A 17,221-nucleotide genomic window follows, 5' to 3' on the forward strand; every position below is an offset into this window, starting at 1 on the left:
TCATGCAAAATCATTGGTACAAAAACGCAATTGTTTACTCTCTCGATGTCGAGACTTTCTTAGATTCAGATGATAATGGTGTCGGTGATTTTCCAGGACTTACTAATCGCTTAGATCATCTATCTGGATTAGGAATTACTTGTTTGTGGTTACTACCTTTTTATCCTTCTCCTAATCGAGATAATGGTTACGATGTCATGGATTATTACGGTGTCGATCCACGTTTAGGAACGCTGGGAGATTTTGTTGAATTCATGCACCAAGCGAAGGAAAGAGGAATTCGAGTAATTATTGATTTAGTAGTTAACCACACCTCAATTCAACATCCTTGGTTTCAAGCAGCACGTAGCGATAAAAACTCCAGATATCGCGATTACTATGTATGGACAGAAAACCCGCCGAAAGATTTTGAGCCAGGGTTACTCGCCTTTCCCAATGCCGAGGATAGTATCTGGGAATATGACGAAAAAGCCGAAGCTTTCTATCTGCATCACTTCTACAAAGAACAGCCAGATTTGAATATTGGCAATCCCAAAGTGCGAGAAGAAATTTGTCGAATTATGGGATTTTGGCTAGAACTTGGTGTGTCTGGATTTCGCATTGATGCGGCTCCTTTTTTAATTAAAGGAATTGGCATTGAAGGTGCTAATCCTGAAGAATTAGAAGGTTTTTTGGGAGAAATGCACAGGTTTTTAGCGTCACGTCGAGGTGATGCGGTGTTGTTAGCTGAAGCAAATGTTTCCTCAGAAAATATTCCTATATATTTCGGTGAAAGTGACAGAATGCACATACTATTCAACTTTTTGTTGAATCAGTATATGTTTTTGGCATTGGCGCGAAAAGATGCAAATACTCTGCGAGATGGGTTGAAAACACTGCCGAAAAGTCCAGGGATTTGTCAATGGTTAAATTTTGTTCGCCATCATGATGAATTAACGCTCGATCGCATTAGCGAATCGGAACAACAGGAAATTTTCGCTGCCTTTGCACCGGAAGAAAATATGCAGCTTTACGGGCATGGAATTCGCCGCAGATTAGCACCTATGATGGGTGGAAATCGCTGTCAAATTGAATTAGTTTACAGCTTACTTTTCACCCTTCCCGGTACACCTTTAGTCCGTTACGGTGAAGAAATTGGGATGGGCGATGATTTGTCTTTAGAAGACCGAAATAGTGTTCGCACAGTGATGCAATGGTCAGATGAAAAGAACGGAGGTTTTTCTCAAGCTGAACCAGATCGATTGACTCGACCAACAATTAAAGGCGGAGAATATGGCTATAAAAAAGTGAATGTTACTCGTCAACAACTGGAACCTAATTCATTAATAAATTGGATGGAACGGGCAATTCGAGTTCGCAAACAATGCCCAGAATTTGGTTGGGGCGAATGGACAATTTTAGACACTGATGAACCTGCGGTTTTCGCTCATTGTTGTGAGTGGCAAGGTAAGACAGTTATTGCTTTACATAATTTGGCTGACCAACCCTGTAGAGTGTCGCTGAAAGCGAATAATTACACTCATTTGTTCGACTTATTTGGCGATCGGCAATATGATTCCCTTGATGGAGATTTGAGTTCTGTTCCTTTATCAGGCTACGGTTATCGTTGGTTTCGAGTTAACCGAATGTGTTAATTAGGGGACTGGGAACGGGGTAAAGGTTCAAGCCCAATTAGTAGGGTGCGTCAGACCATAAATTCGATCGAGAGTATGAGGATGAAAATTTCTGACGCACACTACAACTACAACTTTTTGAATTTTGCATTTCTCCTATTAACAATTGACAACTGAAAATTATGGCTAACATTGGTTATCACTCGTCACACGAACAATTTAAACCCAGTACATTACTAAAAAATGTGCAATTGGCAGAACAAGCTGGGTTTACTTTGGCGCTTTCTTCAGACCATTTTCATCCTTGGTCAGAAGCGCAAGGAGAAAGTGGTTTTGCTTGGTCTTGGTTAGGTGCAGCAATGCAGGCAACGCCAACACTTTCTTATCGAGTTGTTTGTGCTCCCGGACAACGTTATCATCCGGCAATTATTGCCCAAGCTGCGGCAACTTTAGCGGAAATGTTTCCCAATCGTTTTTGGTTAACTGTGGGTAGCGGTCAGGCAGTTAATGAACATATTACTGGGGAAAAATGGCCGACAAAAGGCGATCGCAACGCCCGTTTAAAAGAATGTGTTGATATTATCCGCGCTCTTTGGTCAGGAGAAACAGTTACCCATCACGGTTTAGTAACAGTTGAAGAGGCAAAACTTTACACTCGCCCAGAAATTTTTCCCGCAATTATTGGGGCAGCAATTACTCCCGAAACTGCTGAATGGTTGGGAAGTTGGGCAGATGGATTAATTACCACTTCTCGCCCACCAGAAAAGTTAAAAAAAGTCGTTGATGCCTTTCGTCGAGGTGGTGGAGAAGGCAAGCCAATGATTTTAAAAGTACAGCTTTCTTATGATAATTCTGAGGAGAAAGCATTACAAGGTGCTTATCACCAATGGCGTAATAATATTTTCAAAAGCAAGATGTTAACCGAACTAATTACTCCGGCTCAATTTGATGCTGCTGGGGAATTTGTTCAACCAGAAGAATTATTTAATCACGTTCGGGTTTCGGCAGATCCACAGCAGCATATTGAGTGGTTACAAAAAGATATTGAACTAGGTTTCAATGAACTGATTTTACATAATGTTAACCGGGAACAAGAGCAGTTCATTGAAGTGTTTGGTGCTAAAGTTTTGCCAGAATTAACTTCAAATTAAACGCTCAATTCTATTTACCTCCCGCAAACTGTAAATTTCTGATAATTTTGGCAGCTTCCCCCATGCCATTCTCGGCGCGAATTGTTTCCCCAAATTGGGCTGCACGTTGACGTATTGTGTTGTCTGCGATCGCCTTTTGAATCCCATTCGCTAACCGATTTGCTGTTAACTTTTGTTTGGGAATTGGGGTAGGACTTACGCCTAATTTGGTAATGCGATCGGCCCAAAATGGTTGATCGCTAAAGAAGGGAATCACAACAGAAGGAATGCCCGATTTTAACGCTGCTGCTGTTGTTCCTGCGCCACCATGATGAACGATCGCTTTCATTTTGGGAAACAACCAATCATGAGGAATTGATTCTAACTTAAAAGCATAATTCGGTAAATTTGTATTACTAATTCCTCCCCATCCTGTAAGTAAAATACCACGTTGTTGAGTTTTTTCTAGGGCTTGTAGAGCGATCGTAGTCATTTGTTCAGGATTACGACTTGCCATCGAACCAAAACCAATATAAATCGGCGGTTTTCCTGCTTCCAGAAAGTCGAGAAGTCCGGGAGGTGGTTCAAAATCATCGGGAGTTTCCAAAAACCAATATCCCGTAACGTGACATGATTCGTTCCAATCTTTTGGACTCGAAATCACAGAAGGACTAAAACCGAAGAGTTTCTGAACATTATCCCATTCATCTGTTAAAAATAAACATTGATTATCTGATGGTTTTCCTAATGTTTCAACACGCCATCGATTGACAGGATTACGAAATAATTGCCAGAGAATTTGGCTAATCCAAATGTAGCTTTGTCGATTCACCCATCCGCCCAAATGCAACCAAGGTGGACATAACGGATTAATAAAACTTTTAGTCGGATAAATGGGTTGTAATGATGCAAAAACAAAAGGAATACCTAATTTTTCGGCAATATCGTAACCCCAAAAAGCAATGCTACCACTGATAATTAAATCCGCATCCTGACAAGCAATCCAACTCTGTTTTAAAATGCTTTCCATGATCGGTTCAAATGCTTTACTCAAGCGTTTTAAAACTGTAAACGGATTTCCTCCAGCTTCAATTAGTTGTTTGCCAGTTTCGCTTTGAGTGATTGATTGAATATCACTGCTAACTGGAAAAAAGTCTAATCCGTAGCTAATAATTAGGCTTTTGAAAGTGTCGTGAGTTGCCAATCTAACAGTGTAGCCAGCATTTTGTAAACCAACCCCAAGGGCGATATAAGGTTGCACATCTCCACGAGAACCAACGGTAATAATTGTAATCTTCATTGCTGTTTTTTTAGTTTCAATACATTAAGTTTGGTGCGGTGGATGGTGCGTTAGTAATAACGTAACGCACCCTACAAATTACGCAGTTTTTATGGGGACTGGGCCGCGTGTTGTTGTGGTTAAATCTTCTACAGGATCGAAGTGTTTAACGCTGATTTGAGAAATTGCGGGATGAGATTTGAGGTTAGCTACTATTGGGCTTTCGAGGTAAGCTGAAAGTGCTTGTTGACTTTCAAAACAGTAGATTCCTCCGGCTTCTTTTTGGTCTTCGTTAATAATCCAAATTTTCCAAACTAGACCGGGGAATTTGGCGATCGCATCTACTGCATGAGAAAATAATTCCTTAAGTTCAGAAGCAGAAAGATTAAACTTAAAGTTGATTTGCAAAATTTTGTTAGACATAATAACTCCTTGCGATTTTCTTCAAACAGTTACTTCTGAAATAATCAGGGAACTTAAACGAGATTGAATTGTTTCCTTTGCTTCATTCAGCATCGTTTTCACAATTTCACCCGCAGGTTTTAACTCTGTAATATTGCCGCTACTTTCTCCGGCAGTTAAAGCCATTTCTTCAAAATCTCCAGTTGTTTCAGGAGTAGGTAACATAGTAGAAAATTTTGGTAAAGGTATCGTTTGTCCATCCATAATTGTTGAACCAATGATTTCATTAGTAGAGGCAAACTTCACCGCTTCTGCTTCTTTTCCTGCCCATTGTTTGACAACTCGGTTGCGAATTACACGCATATTTTGTCCAGGCCATTCTGGGCCAAAAAGCGTAGTTCGGACTGTATCGCCCACATTTGCATCTAACACTTTGGTTTTGTATTCTGAGTGAGCATTTGCTTCCAAACTTGTTAAGAAACGAGTGCCACACCAGACAGCTTCCGCACCCAAAGAAAGGGCAGCAACTAAACTTTTACCATCAATAATTCCCCCTGCTGCAATAACAGGAATTGGAGCAACTGTTTGGCAAATTGCGGGAAGTAAACTAAAAGTGCTGGCTTCGGCTTTGTTATGTCCACCGCTTTCTTTTCCTTGGGCTACGATCGCATCAACACCCAATTCTCTGGCTTGATTCGCTTCGGAAATTGAGCCGACTTCCATCCAAACTCGAATCCCATTAGCTTGCAATCTTTCTACCCAAATTTGTTTGGGAAAACTCCAGAAAAACACGACAACAGCAACTTTTTCCGTAATACAAACTTGGATATGTTCATCAGTTACAAATTCACTAATGAAGTCAACACCGAAAGGTTTTGCCGTCAGAGTTCGAGTTGATTGAATCATTTGTTTTAGTCCCTCTGGTGGCACCATTGCCGCACCTAACATTCCCATTCCTCCGGCATTACTAACAGCAGCAGCTAAGGGAGGTGTGGCAACAAATGCCATTCCTGCGGAAATAATTGGTGCTTTTAAAGCATAGTTTTTGCTAATTTCTGTGTGTAACATAAGGCTTATCCTCTTTAATTATTGCTAGGTGACTGAGGCTAGTGCGGGGATGTTATAGCGATCGCGCAACTCATCAAGCGGCACATTTACTACTTCCCAAAAATTCCAATTTTTAGATAAATCTACTTTGCAAGCTGCACCCCGTTGAAGCGCCTGCATAACTCGCGCACTATCAAATAATCCCTTTTGAGCATCTGCAACTGGCGTAATTTTTACTCCCCAATGGAATTGGAGAATTGCAAATACTAAAAATTTGAAACCATCATCGCGGACAAAACCTGCTTGAAATGCGCCTTGTTGAATTTCTCCCATTGGGTTAGTATCGTAGCCTGATAAAATATGTCCAAAATCATGAAATACTAGCCGTTCTGGAATTGCTCCCTCTTCCCCAGGAAATTTAAATTTTCGCTCGGTGCAATGTTGCCAAAAACAATAACCTAAAGTGTTTTTTGGTAACAATTTTAGCTGATAAAATCGCTCTGCTAATGGGGGATATTCGCCTCCCCGTTGCCACAATAAAGGTTTAAGGATTTGGCTAAGTCCTGTTAGTCCTTGTTCTCGATATGCTGTTACAAGAAAGTTACCCATGATTCGTTGCATCATCAAAATTTGGGCGAATAGTTGATGACCTTTGTTAATTTCATGGAGGATTTGGAGACTGCGATCGCTAACAGATAAAATTTGAGCGATCGCTTTTAACCCCACTTCTTGCCGAGGTAATATTTTACCTTCTACCATTGCCATAACTATTGCTAGTTGTAAAAGTCGTTTCCGGCGATGAAAATCGGTAATTTTTTCAGCAACATCTAGCAATTTAATATCAGGCAAATTATCTACAGACTTATCATTCTGATAAAGTTGATTGAGCGTTTGTAAAAATTGAAATTCTTGTGTTGTTAAAGCTTGCGGATCGGCTGCTACAGTTTTTAATGCTCCTAAAACTATTGGTACTTCCGATTTAGAAAATACGTTAATGTCCATTAATTTCTCCTTTCAATATAGCCAGCTTCGATATTTTGGATTAGCATCTTTCATGTCTTCGTAAAGCCATACCATGCGATCGAGAAACCAAAGCTTACCAACATAAATCAGCAATGTTCCTAGCGCAGTGAAATAAAGATCGAGCGTTATTAAACCCCAAACTGCAAAAATTAAACCAAATGCAGAAATAGTTGTGAGAATGTGGGGAAAATAACGATGATGAGATGGTATGGGGATTTGATTTCGATTTATCCAAATTTGTTCGCCAAAAACACCTTTTGATACCCAGTTATTTGTTGAATTTGGTTCAGGAAATATTCTGGCATTTAACCATACCCAGAAAAGTGCGATCGCTATTAGTAACAATGACCACCAACCTAACCAAAATCGACTCCAAACCGCTAAAAATAAAACAGGAATAACAGAAAGACGAGTCCAAAAACACCAGGGATTAGCATGACGTTTCCAGGTAGTATCATCCATACTGAAGAGATCGGCAAAGGTTTGTGCAAATATGATTTTTTGCTTTCAGTGCAATCTAACTTTCAATTCCCACAGTAATAGGAAGTTCAGCGATTGTCGTTACCGAAAACCTATGGAGTTGGCGATCGGAAAACCTATGGAAATCTATGTTAATTTGTGGCAATCTTTAGATTAGGGATTAGAAATTAGATTAGGGATTGGAGATGACAGGCAAGATGCCTGTCCTACGAAATTTACCACCATAAGTATGAGAGAGAAAATCATGAGAAAACTAAAATATTATATTGCTACTACATTGGATGGGTTTATTGCTCATGAAGATGGCTCTTTTGATGGATTTGTTTGGGATGATGAATTTGTTGCTGACTTTATAAATTCATACAGTTGGTTTGATGTGGTTTTAATGGGGAGAAAAACTTATGAAGTTGGTTTAAAAGAGGGGAAAACTAGCCCTTATCCAACGATGCAGCAATATGTTTTTTCCCGTTCGATGAAAGAAAGCCCAGATGAGAGTGTTAATTTAGTTTCCGAGAATGTTGTTGAAATTGTCAAAGATCTAAAAAGTCAAAATGGTAAAGATATTTGGTTGTGCGGTGGAGCTAATTTAGCTTCTCAACTATTGTCAGAAAAACTGATTGATGAAGTTATCATTAAACTAAATCCTGTTATATTTGGCAGTGGAAAACCATTATTTGAAAGTTCAGTTCCTCAAACTAAATTAATTCTGCAAGCAACTAAAGAATATGCGAGCGGAATTATGCTAATTTATTATAATGTGTTAATTGAATAAGCAAAAAAGTTTTTACTTTAGTCTAACCTCGCAAATTTACCTGTAAAATTATTCACCTAAAATTTAAATTCAATGACTGACTCTAAACCCTCGTTAATCAAAGCATCCGATATTGCTGCTATCAGCGAGTTTGAATTTCATCATCCTCTAAATTCTAATTCAGAAGTGTATTTGCGATCGCTAAGTAAAGCAACAGGTTTAAATCGCATTGCTGTTACTTTGGCGCGTATTCCTCCTGGTAAAGAATCTTTTATTTATCATGCTCATAGCAATGAAGAAGAATGGATTTATATTTTGTCGGGGCGTGGTATTGCTGAAATTGACGATACAGAATATGAAGTAGAAACTGGCGACTTTATGGGGTTTGGTTTACCTCAAAAACCTCATCATCTTCGCAATCCTTTTGATGAAGAACTCGTTTATTTAGTTGGGGGCGAGAAAGCTGCTGTGGATATTGGTGTGTTTCCTCGCCACAATAAACGGGCGATTCGAGATGGCGAACAAGCTTATTTGGTTGAAGAATCAGCATTTCAGGATTTTTGGGAAACTTAAAATGTTTCAGTTAGTTTCATGACTTTAGAAGATGCGATCGCAATCATTAACAGTCTCATGCAGCACCAACTGGGGCGACAACTCAGTGACATTGAAACGGTGATTTTCCAAGGTGCTTGGCAGAGTAAAACTTACACGCAAATTGCCGATCGAGCAGGTTATTCTGTTAATTATCTTACTACCGATGCAGGGCCAAAATTTTGGAAAGCGTTAAGTCAATCTTTGGGCGAATCAGTTAATAAAAAGAATTTTCGCTCGGCTATTAAGCGTCATAAAAATCAGCAACAATCCTCTTCTATTGTTAATTTATCCTCAGAATCAACTTCTCTAAAAACTGACTGGGGAGAATCTCCAGATGTTAGCCAATTTTACGGAAGAGATGAAGAACAAAGCATCCTCAAGCGATGGATTTTAGAGCAACAATGCCGCTTAATTGCTATTCTGGGTATGGGCGGCATTGGCAAAACTACTCTTTCGATTAAGTTAGGAAAGTCGCTACAAAATCAATTCGATCGCATCATTTGGCGAAGTCTCCGTCATGCGCCAAATCTCAGCACTTTATTAGAAGAAATTGTCCCATTTCTCTCACAAGAACATTGTAGCGAAACTGATTTACCTCAATTATTGCATTGTTTACGCAATCGTCGCTGTTTAATTATTCTTGACAATATAGAAACTATTCTTAAAGCAGGCGATCGCGCAGGTTATTATCGCCAAAATTATGAATTATACGGGGATTTTTTTAAATTAATTGGTGAAACAATGCACCAAAGTTGTTTAATTATTACTAGCCGGGAAAAGCCTATTGAACTTGCTACTTTAGAAGGATTAGATGGATTTGTGCGTTCTTTACAGTTGAGCGGATCGGTGGAAACTGCTCATTCTTTGATTCAAGCAAAAGGATTAATTGGTACTATTGAACAGCAGCAAGTTTTGTGCGATCGCTACAGTTACAATCCTCTCGCTCTGAAAATTGTCTCTACCACAATTCAAGATTTGTTTGCGGGGGAAATCTCTCAATTTTTAGCAGAAGAAACTATTATTTTTAATAGTATTCGTCGCTTACTTGACGAACAATTTCAAAGACTTTCAAATTTAGAACAGTCTATCATGTATTGGCTGGCAATTAATCGGGAATGGACGGCGATCGCTACTTTAGCAGAAGATATCGTTCCTCCGGTTTCTCGTACTCGTTTAATTGACGCTTTAGAGTCGCTCAAATGGCGAGGTTTAATTGAAAATAACGCAGGAAGTTATACTCAGCAACCTGTAGTAATGGAATATGTTACCGAATGTTTAATTGACCAAATAAGCAATGAATTAGTAACAACTGAATTTTTATTTTTCGCTAACTATCCCCTAATTAAAACGAATGTTTATGATTATATTCGGGATAGCCAAAAGCAGTTAATCCTTTCACAAATTGCTGATTTTTTCTCTACTAAATTTACTTCTGTTGCAGCGATCGAGCAACAAATCCTTCGCATTTTAACCAAAATTCGCCAATCAGTATCGATGCAATCAAGTTATGCGATCGGTAATTTAATTAATCTATGTAATTTCCTAAAAATTGACCTGTCTCATTACGACTTTTCCCATCTAACAATTCGTCATGCAGACTTCCGAGGTATTTTCTTAAAACAAGTTAATTTTTCAGGATGTCATTTTATTAAATCTCTGTTTACCGAAACCTTTGGTAGTTTATTTTCAGGAACTTTTAGCTTTGATGGAAATACTTTATTAACGGGAGATAGTACGGGAAATTTGCGTTGGTGGCGAGTTCCTGAAATTCAACCAATCCAAACTATTCACGCTCATGATAGTTATATTTGGTCGATCGCACTTAGTCCAGATCGACAATATATTGCCACCAGTAGCGAAGACCAAACAATTAAAATTTGGGAATTTACTACGGGAAATTTAGTTAATACTATCATGCCAGAAAGTGGCGCAATTCGAGCGATCGCCTGGAGCAAAACCGGAATTCTCGCCTCTGGCAGTAATGACTTTATAATTAGGTTATGGCATCCCCAAAATGGCGAATGTCTGAAAGTTTTACAGGGACATCAAGACACAATTAATACTGTAAGTTGGAATTGCGATAGTACACTATTAGCTAGTGCAGGTAACGATCGCATAATCAAAATTTGGCATCAAGAAACTGGCACTCTTTTACATACAATCACAGAACATAATACCCCAGTCCGTTGTGTAGCATGGCACCCAAATCAACCTTTACTTGCTAGTTGTAGCGAAGATGGGGAAATTAAAATTTTTAACCTGCAAACTGAGAGATGGGAAGCAAGTTTTTCTGAGCATCAAAATTCAGTTTGGTGTATAGTTTGGAATCCTGATGGTAAAACTTTGCTTAGTAGTTCGCACGATAACACTATTCGACTCTGGAATGCTCAAACTGGGGAATGTTTAAGAATTTTTCGAGGACATACAAACTGGGTTTGGTTTACAGCTATTCATCCCAATCAACTAATATTAGCAAGCGGTTCTCATGATAACACATTGCGGTTGTGGGATAGACAAACTGGGAAATGTTTAAAAACTTTGCAGGGACAACAATTTGCGATCCGATCGCTAACTTGGCATCCTCATCATAACTTAATCGCTGGTGGTTGTGATGACACAATAATTCGTCTTTGGCAACCTAATGCAGAAATTAATTTTGAGCATTTATCCGGTCATTCTAATTTAATTTCTGATGTAAAGTGGAGTCCTGACGGTAATTATTTAGCTAGTGCTTCTCACGATCGCACAATTAGAGTTTGGCACATTTCAACTAAGCAATGTTTACACATTTTACAAGGACATACTAACTGGATTTGCTCAATAGCATGGCATCCTAACGAATCAATTTTAGCTAGTTGTAGTGTCGATCGAACTATTAAAATTTGGAATTCTGAAACGGGAACATTAAAACAAACATTACCAGGTCATAGTAATTGGGTAGTAGCAGTAGACTGGTACAAAACGGGAAAATTTTTAGCCAGTGGTAGCGCCGATCAAACAATTCGGATTTGGGATATAAATTCTGGGGAATGCGTTCAAATTTTAACTGGACATCAACATTGGTTATGGTGTATTAGTTGGAGTCCTGACGGCAAATATTTGGCAAGTGGTAGTTACGATCGTACTGTAAGAATTTGGTCTATAAATCCTGAAATTACAGAAGGTAAATCTATAATTTGTTTGCATATATTATCCCATCCTGATGTAGTTAGTGCGATCGCTTGGAGTCCCGACAGTCAAATTATTGCAACTGCAAACAATGATGCCATAATTCGTTTATGGTGTCCGCAACAAGGAGTATGCTTAAAAGAGTTTTCCGGGCATAAAAATCAACTTTTATCTATTAAGTTTTCACCAGATGGTAGTCAACTTATTAGCAGCAGCGAAGATGAAACTATCAGGATTTGGGATGTTCAAACCGGAGAATGTTTGCAAATATGGAAAAGCGATCGACCATACCAGGAAATGAACATTAGTGACATTACTGGTTTAACGAATGCAGAAATTAACACCCTGAAAAAGTTAGGTGCAAAAAAATATTGCTAACATTGGCGATCGTCAAAGACAATAAATTTATTTGCTAGTTAGTATTAGGACTTACGCACTCTCAGCTTGAAACCCCGATCCCTCAACCCCCTTACCAAAGGGGGGAATTTCTCAAGCCCCCTTGGTAAGGGGGTTGGGGGATCTGAGTGCGTAAGTTCTAAGTATGTTGTTGCACTTTAACGCTCTTATTACCTCTAAAAATTAGACTGCTAAAGCACAACAACATAAGCTGTTACGCATTTAAATCACTTATTAACGAGTAGGGTGCGTCAGACAGTAAAGCCTGATATAGAAAGGAAAATATCTAAATCTGACGCACCCTACAATATGACTTTTAAATGCGTAACAGCTTACCTTATTTGAACTCAATTATCATCACTAGCAAATCGAGTTAGTACTATTCCACTAAACTAAATTCCTACTTTGCTGGAGTAGTAACGTTTTTCACAGGCTTAGGATAATATTTAGTAGCCTGGATATTATTAGGAAGCGGTTGTAGTTTACCTTGATAAACTAAAGCTCGATAAATTATTGCAGCAGCAGTACTACGTTTAAGAGGTTGGTTAGGATTAAGCAATCGAGGTTGCGGATAGTTAACCACTACATTTGCTTGTGTAGTTGCTGCCACAGGATTAACTAAAGATGGCGAAACTTGATTAGCATCATCATAGTAAAGATTGAGATATCTTTGTGCAGGTATTTTAGCAGCTGTTTTCGCTCCTTCAACGTTATTAGGTTTGGGTTGTTGCCGCTGGGAAATTATTGGTAATAATGGCTGCATTAAAGCAGTCGTTGCTAAAGGAAATACCAAGCGATTCCTAGCAGTTCTATCTCGATTTATCGACGAAGATGACCTAGAGCGATCGTAATTCAAATTCAAACCTTTTGCTATTGATGCTAATGCCTGTGCTCTGGTAATTTCATTTTGGGGCCGAAATCTAAATCCATTAAAAGCTCCCATAAATCCCATTTCATAGGCTTCTTCAATGGGTTGGGTTGCCCAATAGTTTCTCGGAACATCATTAAAGGCACTTCCTGATGGTATACTTCTAATCCTTTCTTGATTAAAAGATTGACGGATGATGGCAGCAAATTCATCTCTATCCATCAACTGTTCTGGTCTATATCTACCATCAGGATAGCCAGCAATAATGTTGTTTTCGGCTAACTTGTCAATAAATGGATAAGCCCAATAACTAGGGGCTACATCAGGAAAATTTTGCTCTGATTGTTGTGCTATTCCCTGTTCAGGTTTGCCCAAAAAAGCCATGAAACCTGAAAAAGCTGTTAGAACAGCAAGTATAGCACTCATTATTGGTAAATGCCAGCGTTCGGGCATGATAAACTAACCTCCTCTGTTTTGTATTTTGTAATAGTTTGATTTCAATCAATCCCTAACCAAAAATCAACAAAATTTTGTAATTTTTAATTAATTAATGGTCATCTGGCGAATGTAATTCATTAATCTTGGAACTACCTTCAGTATCTAAATCTAATTCTTCACGACGTACTGTGTCTTTGACTTCAACGGTATCCCGTGCTACTTCTTTTCTAATGTTAATTTCTTCGCGGACAACAGTTTCTTTTCTAATATCAGGAGTTTCTTCGTAAACTTCCATTCGCATTGCTTGTTCTCCTTGGAAAGCATCACGAGGAGTGTCAGAAATGCGCGTTTCTGTGGGAGTTGTCCGTTCAATTATGACTCGTTCTTTTTCAACGGGAACAGTAGTTTTTACAGTTTGAGTTTCAACGTGCTTACCAACAGTTACTTCGCCAGCTTTCCGACGGCTTTTACTGGTAACTAATCGTTCTTCGTAAAGTTTAAAGTCTTGGTGATCCTGCTCGTTGATATTGTACATTGCAGGCTCTTTTTCATAAGTGTAGGCTTGGCGATCGTAATCTTCTTTAACCACTGGTTGAGGTCGAGAAACTGGAGTAGCTACACCTGCAATTCCAGTTGATTCTACAGGTAAGGACGCTTCTACAGGTGGAGTAGCTTCTACAGTTGGAGTACGATAAATATTCCGTACTTCTTCTTCGTAGTCATAATCAACTGACATTCCATCTTCATATCTCGGCAATCTTTCGGCTTGCTTTTTATTCTGCAAACCTGTAGCATAAACACGATTGGAACGAAAATCAATTCGACACAGACCAACAGGAACTAAAACTTTTTTTCCAAAAATCCAGGAACCTGTATCAACTACAAAATAACGGAAACGTCCTGTTTCATCTACTAATCCATTATCTATTTTGCCAATTTTTTCATCGTTGTTTCCGGCGTAGACATCTAAGCCCTTGAATTCTCTGCCATCAAAAGCTTCGGTGCGGTAGTTGGGGTTAAAATCTTCAACTTTGTAGAGTAACATTTACTTTTCTATCCTATCGACATCAAGTTATGTCACCACTGTAGAGAGGTTTCAAAGTTGAGACTTCTTTCTTATGAAGGAAAAGGTAGCGATCGCAAAAACAAATTTTTCTCAATATTTCTATCTTTTGATAGATGGATTTACTTAATTCATTAGATATCCGGTATGATAAAACATATAATTATTAATCAACTTTAATCGTAAAAATATAGATTGACACATTGTTTGCGGTCGTTAAGCTGTTAAATTAAGATACATTAAATAAGAAATTTATTCTAACCAAGGATAGATAGGATATTTATTTACTATTACTTAGAATTTATTTGAGAACAAGAAGAAATGTAGTTAAGATAACGGATTGAATTTTTTATGACCTACTATTCAGAACGACCAAGTAATCAAGTCGTTGAACCTGCAATTATCAATCCTGTAGTTGATTATCACGATCGCGTAAGATGGGGCCCAATCTTAGGAGGAATAGCGATCGCGATTAGCACCCAATTAATTTTAAGTGCTTTAGGAGCAGCTATTGGCTTAAGTCTTGGCGCTGGTGGTGCAAATGCGGGCGATGTTGGTTTTGGGGTTGGAATTTGGTCAATTATTAGTTTACTAATTGCCTTATTTTTAGGCGGTTGGATTATGGCATTGAGTTGTGGTCCAATGAATAAGAAAACGGCTCTTTTAAATGGAGCAATTCTTTGGGCAACTACCTTAGCATTGAGTTCTTGGTTATTAGTTAGCGGTATATCTGGAACCTTTGGTGTCATAGCTTCTAATGCAGGACAATTGGGTACTCAAACACCTAATATAGACGCTGCTCAAGCTCGCAATATTGCTGGTAGTACAGCAAGGGCAGCTTGGTCATTTTTATTTGGATCTTTACTAGGGTTGATAGCTGCGATGATTGGTGCTTCTGTCGGCGCACGTAAACCTCGCGTTTATAGCTAATCAAATTTAATTCATGGATTACCAAATAATAAAAAACTGACAACTCTGGCTGTGTGTTAACAGTCGGAGCATTTTATTAATAAAAATAAAAAATCAAATTAAATTTATACCATTTGGATGGTGTTTTCCTCCTTCTTCTAGAAGATGAGAGAGGAACTAGCTTGTTTCTAAACTTATTAGTATGTACATTCCCAGAGAGTAAACCTTATGAAAATGAAAGCAAAAAATTTGCCAAAATATTCAGCGATCGTGAGTTCGTTGTTGTTATCAGCAACAGCTTTTACTGCTCCCAGTCTTGCTGTTAGTTTAAATCAAAATCAGGAAGTTAAACCTGCTAGTTCGGAAAGCATAACCACACAGAATCAAAGCGAATATTTAGTAGCGCAAGTTTCGGAAAGTTGTCGTCAGGTTAGTGCCAGAAGTGGTCTTTATGTGCGGCAACAACCAACAGTAAATAGTCAGGCGATTGGAATTATCAATAACGGACGCAATGTAACAATTGCAAATGAAGGTGATAATGGCTGGGTGCCAATTACAGCACCTTTAGACGGCTATGTATTTGCTAATTTTCTTAGCCCTTGTGATGTCGCAACAGTTCCACCTCCAACTAGCTGCCGTCGAGTAGTTGCGGAAAGAGGAACTAGTGTTTGGCAAGCGCCTTCTGCTGATACGCCTAGTTTGGGACTTGTTGCTAATGGGCGCAGAGTTACAATTGAGAGTTTAGGGGAAAATGGTTGGGTGCCAATTAGTGTTCCTTTTAAAGGCTATGTTCAGGCGGACAATTTGGGCTATTGCCGTTAATGAAAGGAATGAGGAGTGTAAATTATTTGTTAATTGATGATGATGAAAGGGCGATCTCCACCCTTCGCCCTTCCACTCACCAAAAAAATCATTCCAACGCTTGAGCAAGATCGTTAATTAAATCATCAGGATGTTCTAAACCAATAGATAAACGCAATAAATTTTCTGGTGTTTTTGTTCCTTTTCCTTCGATCGATGCGCGGTGTTCAATTAAACTTTCCACACCCCCCAAACTAGTAGCCCTAGTAAAAATTTTTACTTTACCAGCAACAGCAAAAGCTTTCTCTTTTCCACCTTTCACCTGACAAGAAATCATTCCCCCAAACAATGACATTTGTTTTAAAGCTATTTCATGTCCTGAATGCTGCTTTAAACCAGGATAATAAACTTGTTCTATTTGGGAATGATCAGTTAAAAATTCCGCCACTTTTAAAGCATTTTGGGAATGAGCACGCATTCGGTAAGGTAAAGTTTGAATTCCCCGCATTACTAACCAACAATCAAAAGGAGCAGCTACCGCACCCCCAACTTTTTGAATTTTTCTAATTTTCTCAAAAAACTCATTTTCAGTTTTACTAATAACTACACCTCCCAAAACGTCACTGTGTCCACCAAGGTATTTAGTAGTAGCATGAACCACTAAATCTGCACCTAAATTTAAAGGACTTTGCCCTACAGGAGAAGCCCAAGTATTATCACAAACACATAAAGCGTTTATTTGATGAGCAATTTCCGAGATTTTGGCAATATCGGTAATTTTTAGCAAAGGATTGGAAGGTGTTTCTACCCAAATTAATTTAGTATTTGGTTGTATCGCTTCAGTAACTAAATCAAGATTAGTTAAATCAGTGAAAGTTACGGCTAATCCCCAAGGTGCTAAAATATCTTTTAGGAGCAAAGATGTACCCGAATAAATATCATTTGGGGCAATTAAATGATCGCCAGGAGAAAGAGCTTGAAACACGCTCATTGTTGCCGCAGAACCGGAAGCAAAAGCCGCTGCAACTGCTCCATTTTCTAACTGAGAAACACATTTTTCTAAAGCTTCTCGATTGGGGTTATTGCTGCGAATATAATCATAACCTTGGGGATAAGTTCCGTCTGATGAACGCTCAAATGTTGTAGAAAGATAAATAGGTGTTACTAGTGCGCCTGTAGCTGGGTCTGTTTGATGTCCGGCGTGAATCGCTAAAGTTTCAATGTGCATGGTAATTTGTGTTCAACAATGGAGTTGATTC

The 17,221-nt window shown here is 38.7% G+C and carries 15 protein-coding genes; 7 read left to right on the forward strand and 8 right to left on the reverse strand.

Annotated features, from left to right (window positions below; genetic code table 11):
* Positions 1 to 2: 2 nt before the first annotated feature.
* Entirely contained in the window at positions 3 to 1,634 is a 1,632-nt protein-coding gene (locus tag ACE1B6_RS04850; RefSeq protein ID WP_413256114.1) for an alpha-amylase family protein, read from the forward strand.
* A 161-nt stretch (positions 1,635 to 1,795) separates the two neighbouring features.
* Positions 1,796 to 2,764, forward strand: a complete 969-nt coding sequence (locus ACE1B6_RS04855) for a TIGR03885 family FMN-dependent LLM class oxidoreductase (RefSeq protein ID WP_413256115.1) — start codon at positions 1,796 to 1,798, stop codon at positions 2,762 to 2,764.
* Positions 2,765 to 2,774: 10 nt separating this feature from the next.
* On the opposite strand, the gene ACE1B6_RS04860 is transcribed toward ACE1B6_RS04855, so the two are convergent.
* From ACE1B6_RS04860 to ACE1B6_RS04880, 5 genes are all read right to left on the reverse strand, one after another.
* Complete coding sequence (locus ACE1B6_RS04860; protein WP_413256116.1) at positions 2,775 to 4,043, reverse strand: glycosyltransferase; 1,269 nt, start codon at positions 4,041 to 4,043, stop codon at positions 2,775 to 2,777.
* 78 nt (positions 4,044 to 4,121) lie between these two features.
* Positions 4,122 to 4,445 carry a YdhR family protein gene (locus tag ACE1B6_RS04865; RefSeq protein WP_413256117.1) on the reverse strand — a complete coding sequence of 108 codons (324 nt, stop codon included), beginning with the start codon at positions 4,443 to 4,445 and terminating at the stop codon, positions 4,122 to 4,124.
* Positions 4,446 to 4,466: 21 nt separating this feature from the next.
* A complete protein-coding gene (locus tag ACE1B6_RS04870; RefSeq protein WP_413256118.1) occupies positions 4,467 to 5,492 on the reverse strand; it encodes an NAD(P)H-dependent flavin oxidoreductase in 1,026 nt (341 codons plus the stop codon).
* 24 nt (positions 5,493 to 5,516) lie between these two features.
* On the reverse strand, positions 5,517 to 6,473 hold the full coding sequence (locus tag ACE1B6_RS04875) for a hypothetical protein (RefSeq protein ID WP_413256119.1): 957 nt from the start codon (positions 6,471 to 6,473) through the stop codon (positions 5,517 to 5,519).
* A 12-nt stretch (positions 6,474 to 6,485) separates the two neighbouring features.
* Positions 6,486 to 6,992 carry a DUF6653 family protein gene (locus ACE1B6_RS04880; RefSeq protein ID WP_413256307.1) on the reverse strand — a complete coding sequence of 169 codons (507 nt, stop codon included), beginning with the start codon at positions 6,990 to 6,992 and terminating at the stop codon, positions 6,486 to 6,488.
* A gap of 226 nt (positions 6,993 to 7,218) precedes the next feature.
* Here ACE1B6_RS04880 and ACE1B6_RS04885 point away from each other — a divergent pair, with 226 nt between their 5' ends.
* The 3 genes from ACE1B6_RS04885 (at position 7,219) to ACE1B6_RS04895 (ending at position 11,865) form a co-directional block, all read left to right on the forward strand.
* Positions 7,219 to 7,746: a dihydrofolate reductase family protein gene (locus ACE1B6_RS04885; RefSeq protein ID WP_413256120.1), complete on the forward strand. Its 528-nt coding sequence runs from the start codon at positions 7,219 to 7,221 to the stop codon at positions 7,744 to 7,746.
* Between the two features lie 72 nt (positions 7,747 to 7,818).
* Positions 7,819 to 8,298: a cupin domain-containing protein gene (locus tag ACE1B6_RS04890; RefSeq protein ID WP_413256121.1), complete on the forward strand. Its 480-nt coding sequence runs from the start codon at positions 7,819 to 7,821 to the stop codon at positions 8,296 to 8,298.
* Between the two features lie 18 nt (positions 8,299 to 8,316).
* Positions 8,317 to 11,865, forward strand: coding sequence for a WD40 domain-containing protein (locus tag ACE1B6_RS04895; protein ID WP_413256122.1), 3,549 nt, complete (start codon positions 8,317 to 8,319; stop codon positions 11,863 to 11,865).
* A gap of 418 nt (positions 11,866 to 12,283) precedes the next feature.
* On the opposite strand, the gene ACE1B6_RS04900 is transcribed toward ACE1B6_RS04895, so the two are convergent.
* Together ACE1B6_RS04900 and ACE1B6_RS04905 are read right to left on the reverse strand one after the other, a co-directional pair.
* Positions 12,284 to 13,204, reverse strand: a complete 921-nt coding sequence (locus tag ACE1B6_RS04900) for an S-layer homology domain-containing protein (protein ID WP_413256123.1) — start codon at positions 13,202 to 13,204, stop codon at positions 12,284 to 12,286.
* A gap of 94 nt (positions 13,205 to 13,298) precedes the next feature.
* The gene (locus ACE1B6_RS04905; RefSeq protein WP_413256124.1) at positions 13,299 to 14,234 is read right to left on the reverse strand and encodes a DUF2382 domain-containing protein; all 936 of its coding nucleotides are present in this window, start codon (positions 14,232 to 14,234) and stop codon (positions 13,299 to 13,301) included.
* Between the two features lie 369 nt (positions 14,235 to 14,603).
* Here ACE1B6_RS04905 and ACE1B6_RS04910 point away from each other — a divergent pair, with 369 nt between their 5' ends.
* Positions 14,604 to 15,182, forward strand: coding sequence for a hypothetical protein (locus ACE1B6_RS04910; RefSeq protein ID WP_413256125.1), 579 nt, complete (start codon positions 14,604 to 14,606; stop codon positions 15,180 to 15,182).
* Between the two features lie 213 nt (positions 15,183 to 15,395).
* The gene (locus ACE1B6_RS04915) at positions 15,396 to 15,983 is read left to right on the forward strand and encodes an SH3 domain-containing protein (protein WP_413256126.1); all 588 of its coding nucleotides are present in this window, start codon (positions 15,396 to 15,398) and stop codon (positions 15,981 to 15,983) included.
* Positions 15,984 to 16,071: 88 nt separating this feature from the next.
* Here the strand turns inward: ACE1B6_RS04915 and ACE1B6_RS04920 are convergent, their stop codons facing one another.
* The gene (locus ACE1B6_RS04920; protein ID WP_413256127.1) at positions 16,072 to 17,190 is read right to left on the reverse strand and encodes a trans-sulfuration enzyme family protein; all 1,119 of its coding nucleotides are present in this window, start codon (positions 17,188 to 17,190) and stop codon (positions 16,072 to 16,074) included.
* Positions 17,191 to 17,221: the final 31 nt, after the last annotated feature.

This window comes from Floridaenema fluviatile BLCC-F154 (genome assembly GCF_041929135.1).
In the GTDB taxonomy this organism is placed as follows: Bacteria; Cyanobacteriota; Cyanobacteriia; order Cyanobacteriales; family Aerosakkonemataceae; genus Floridanema; species Floridanema fluviatile.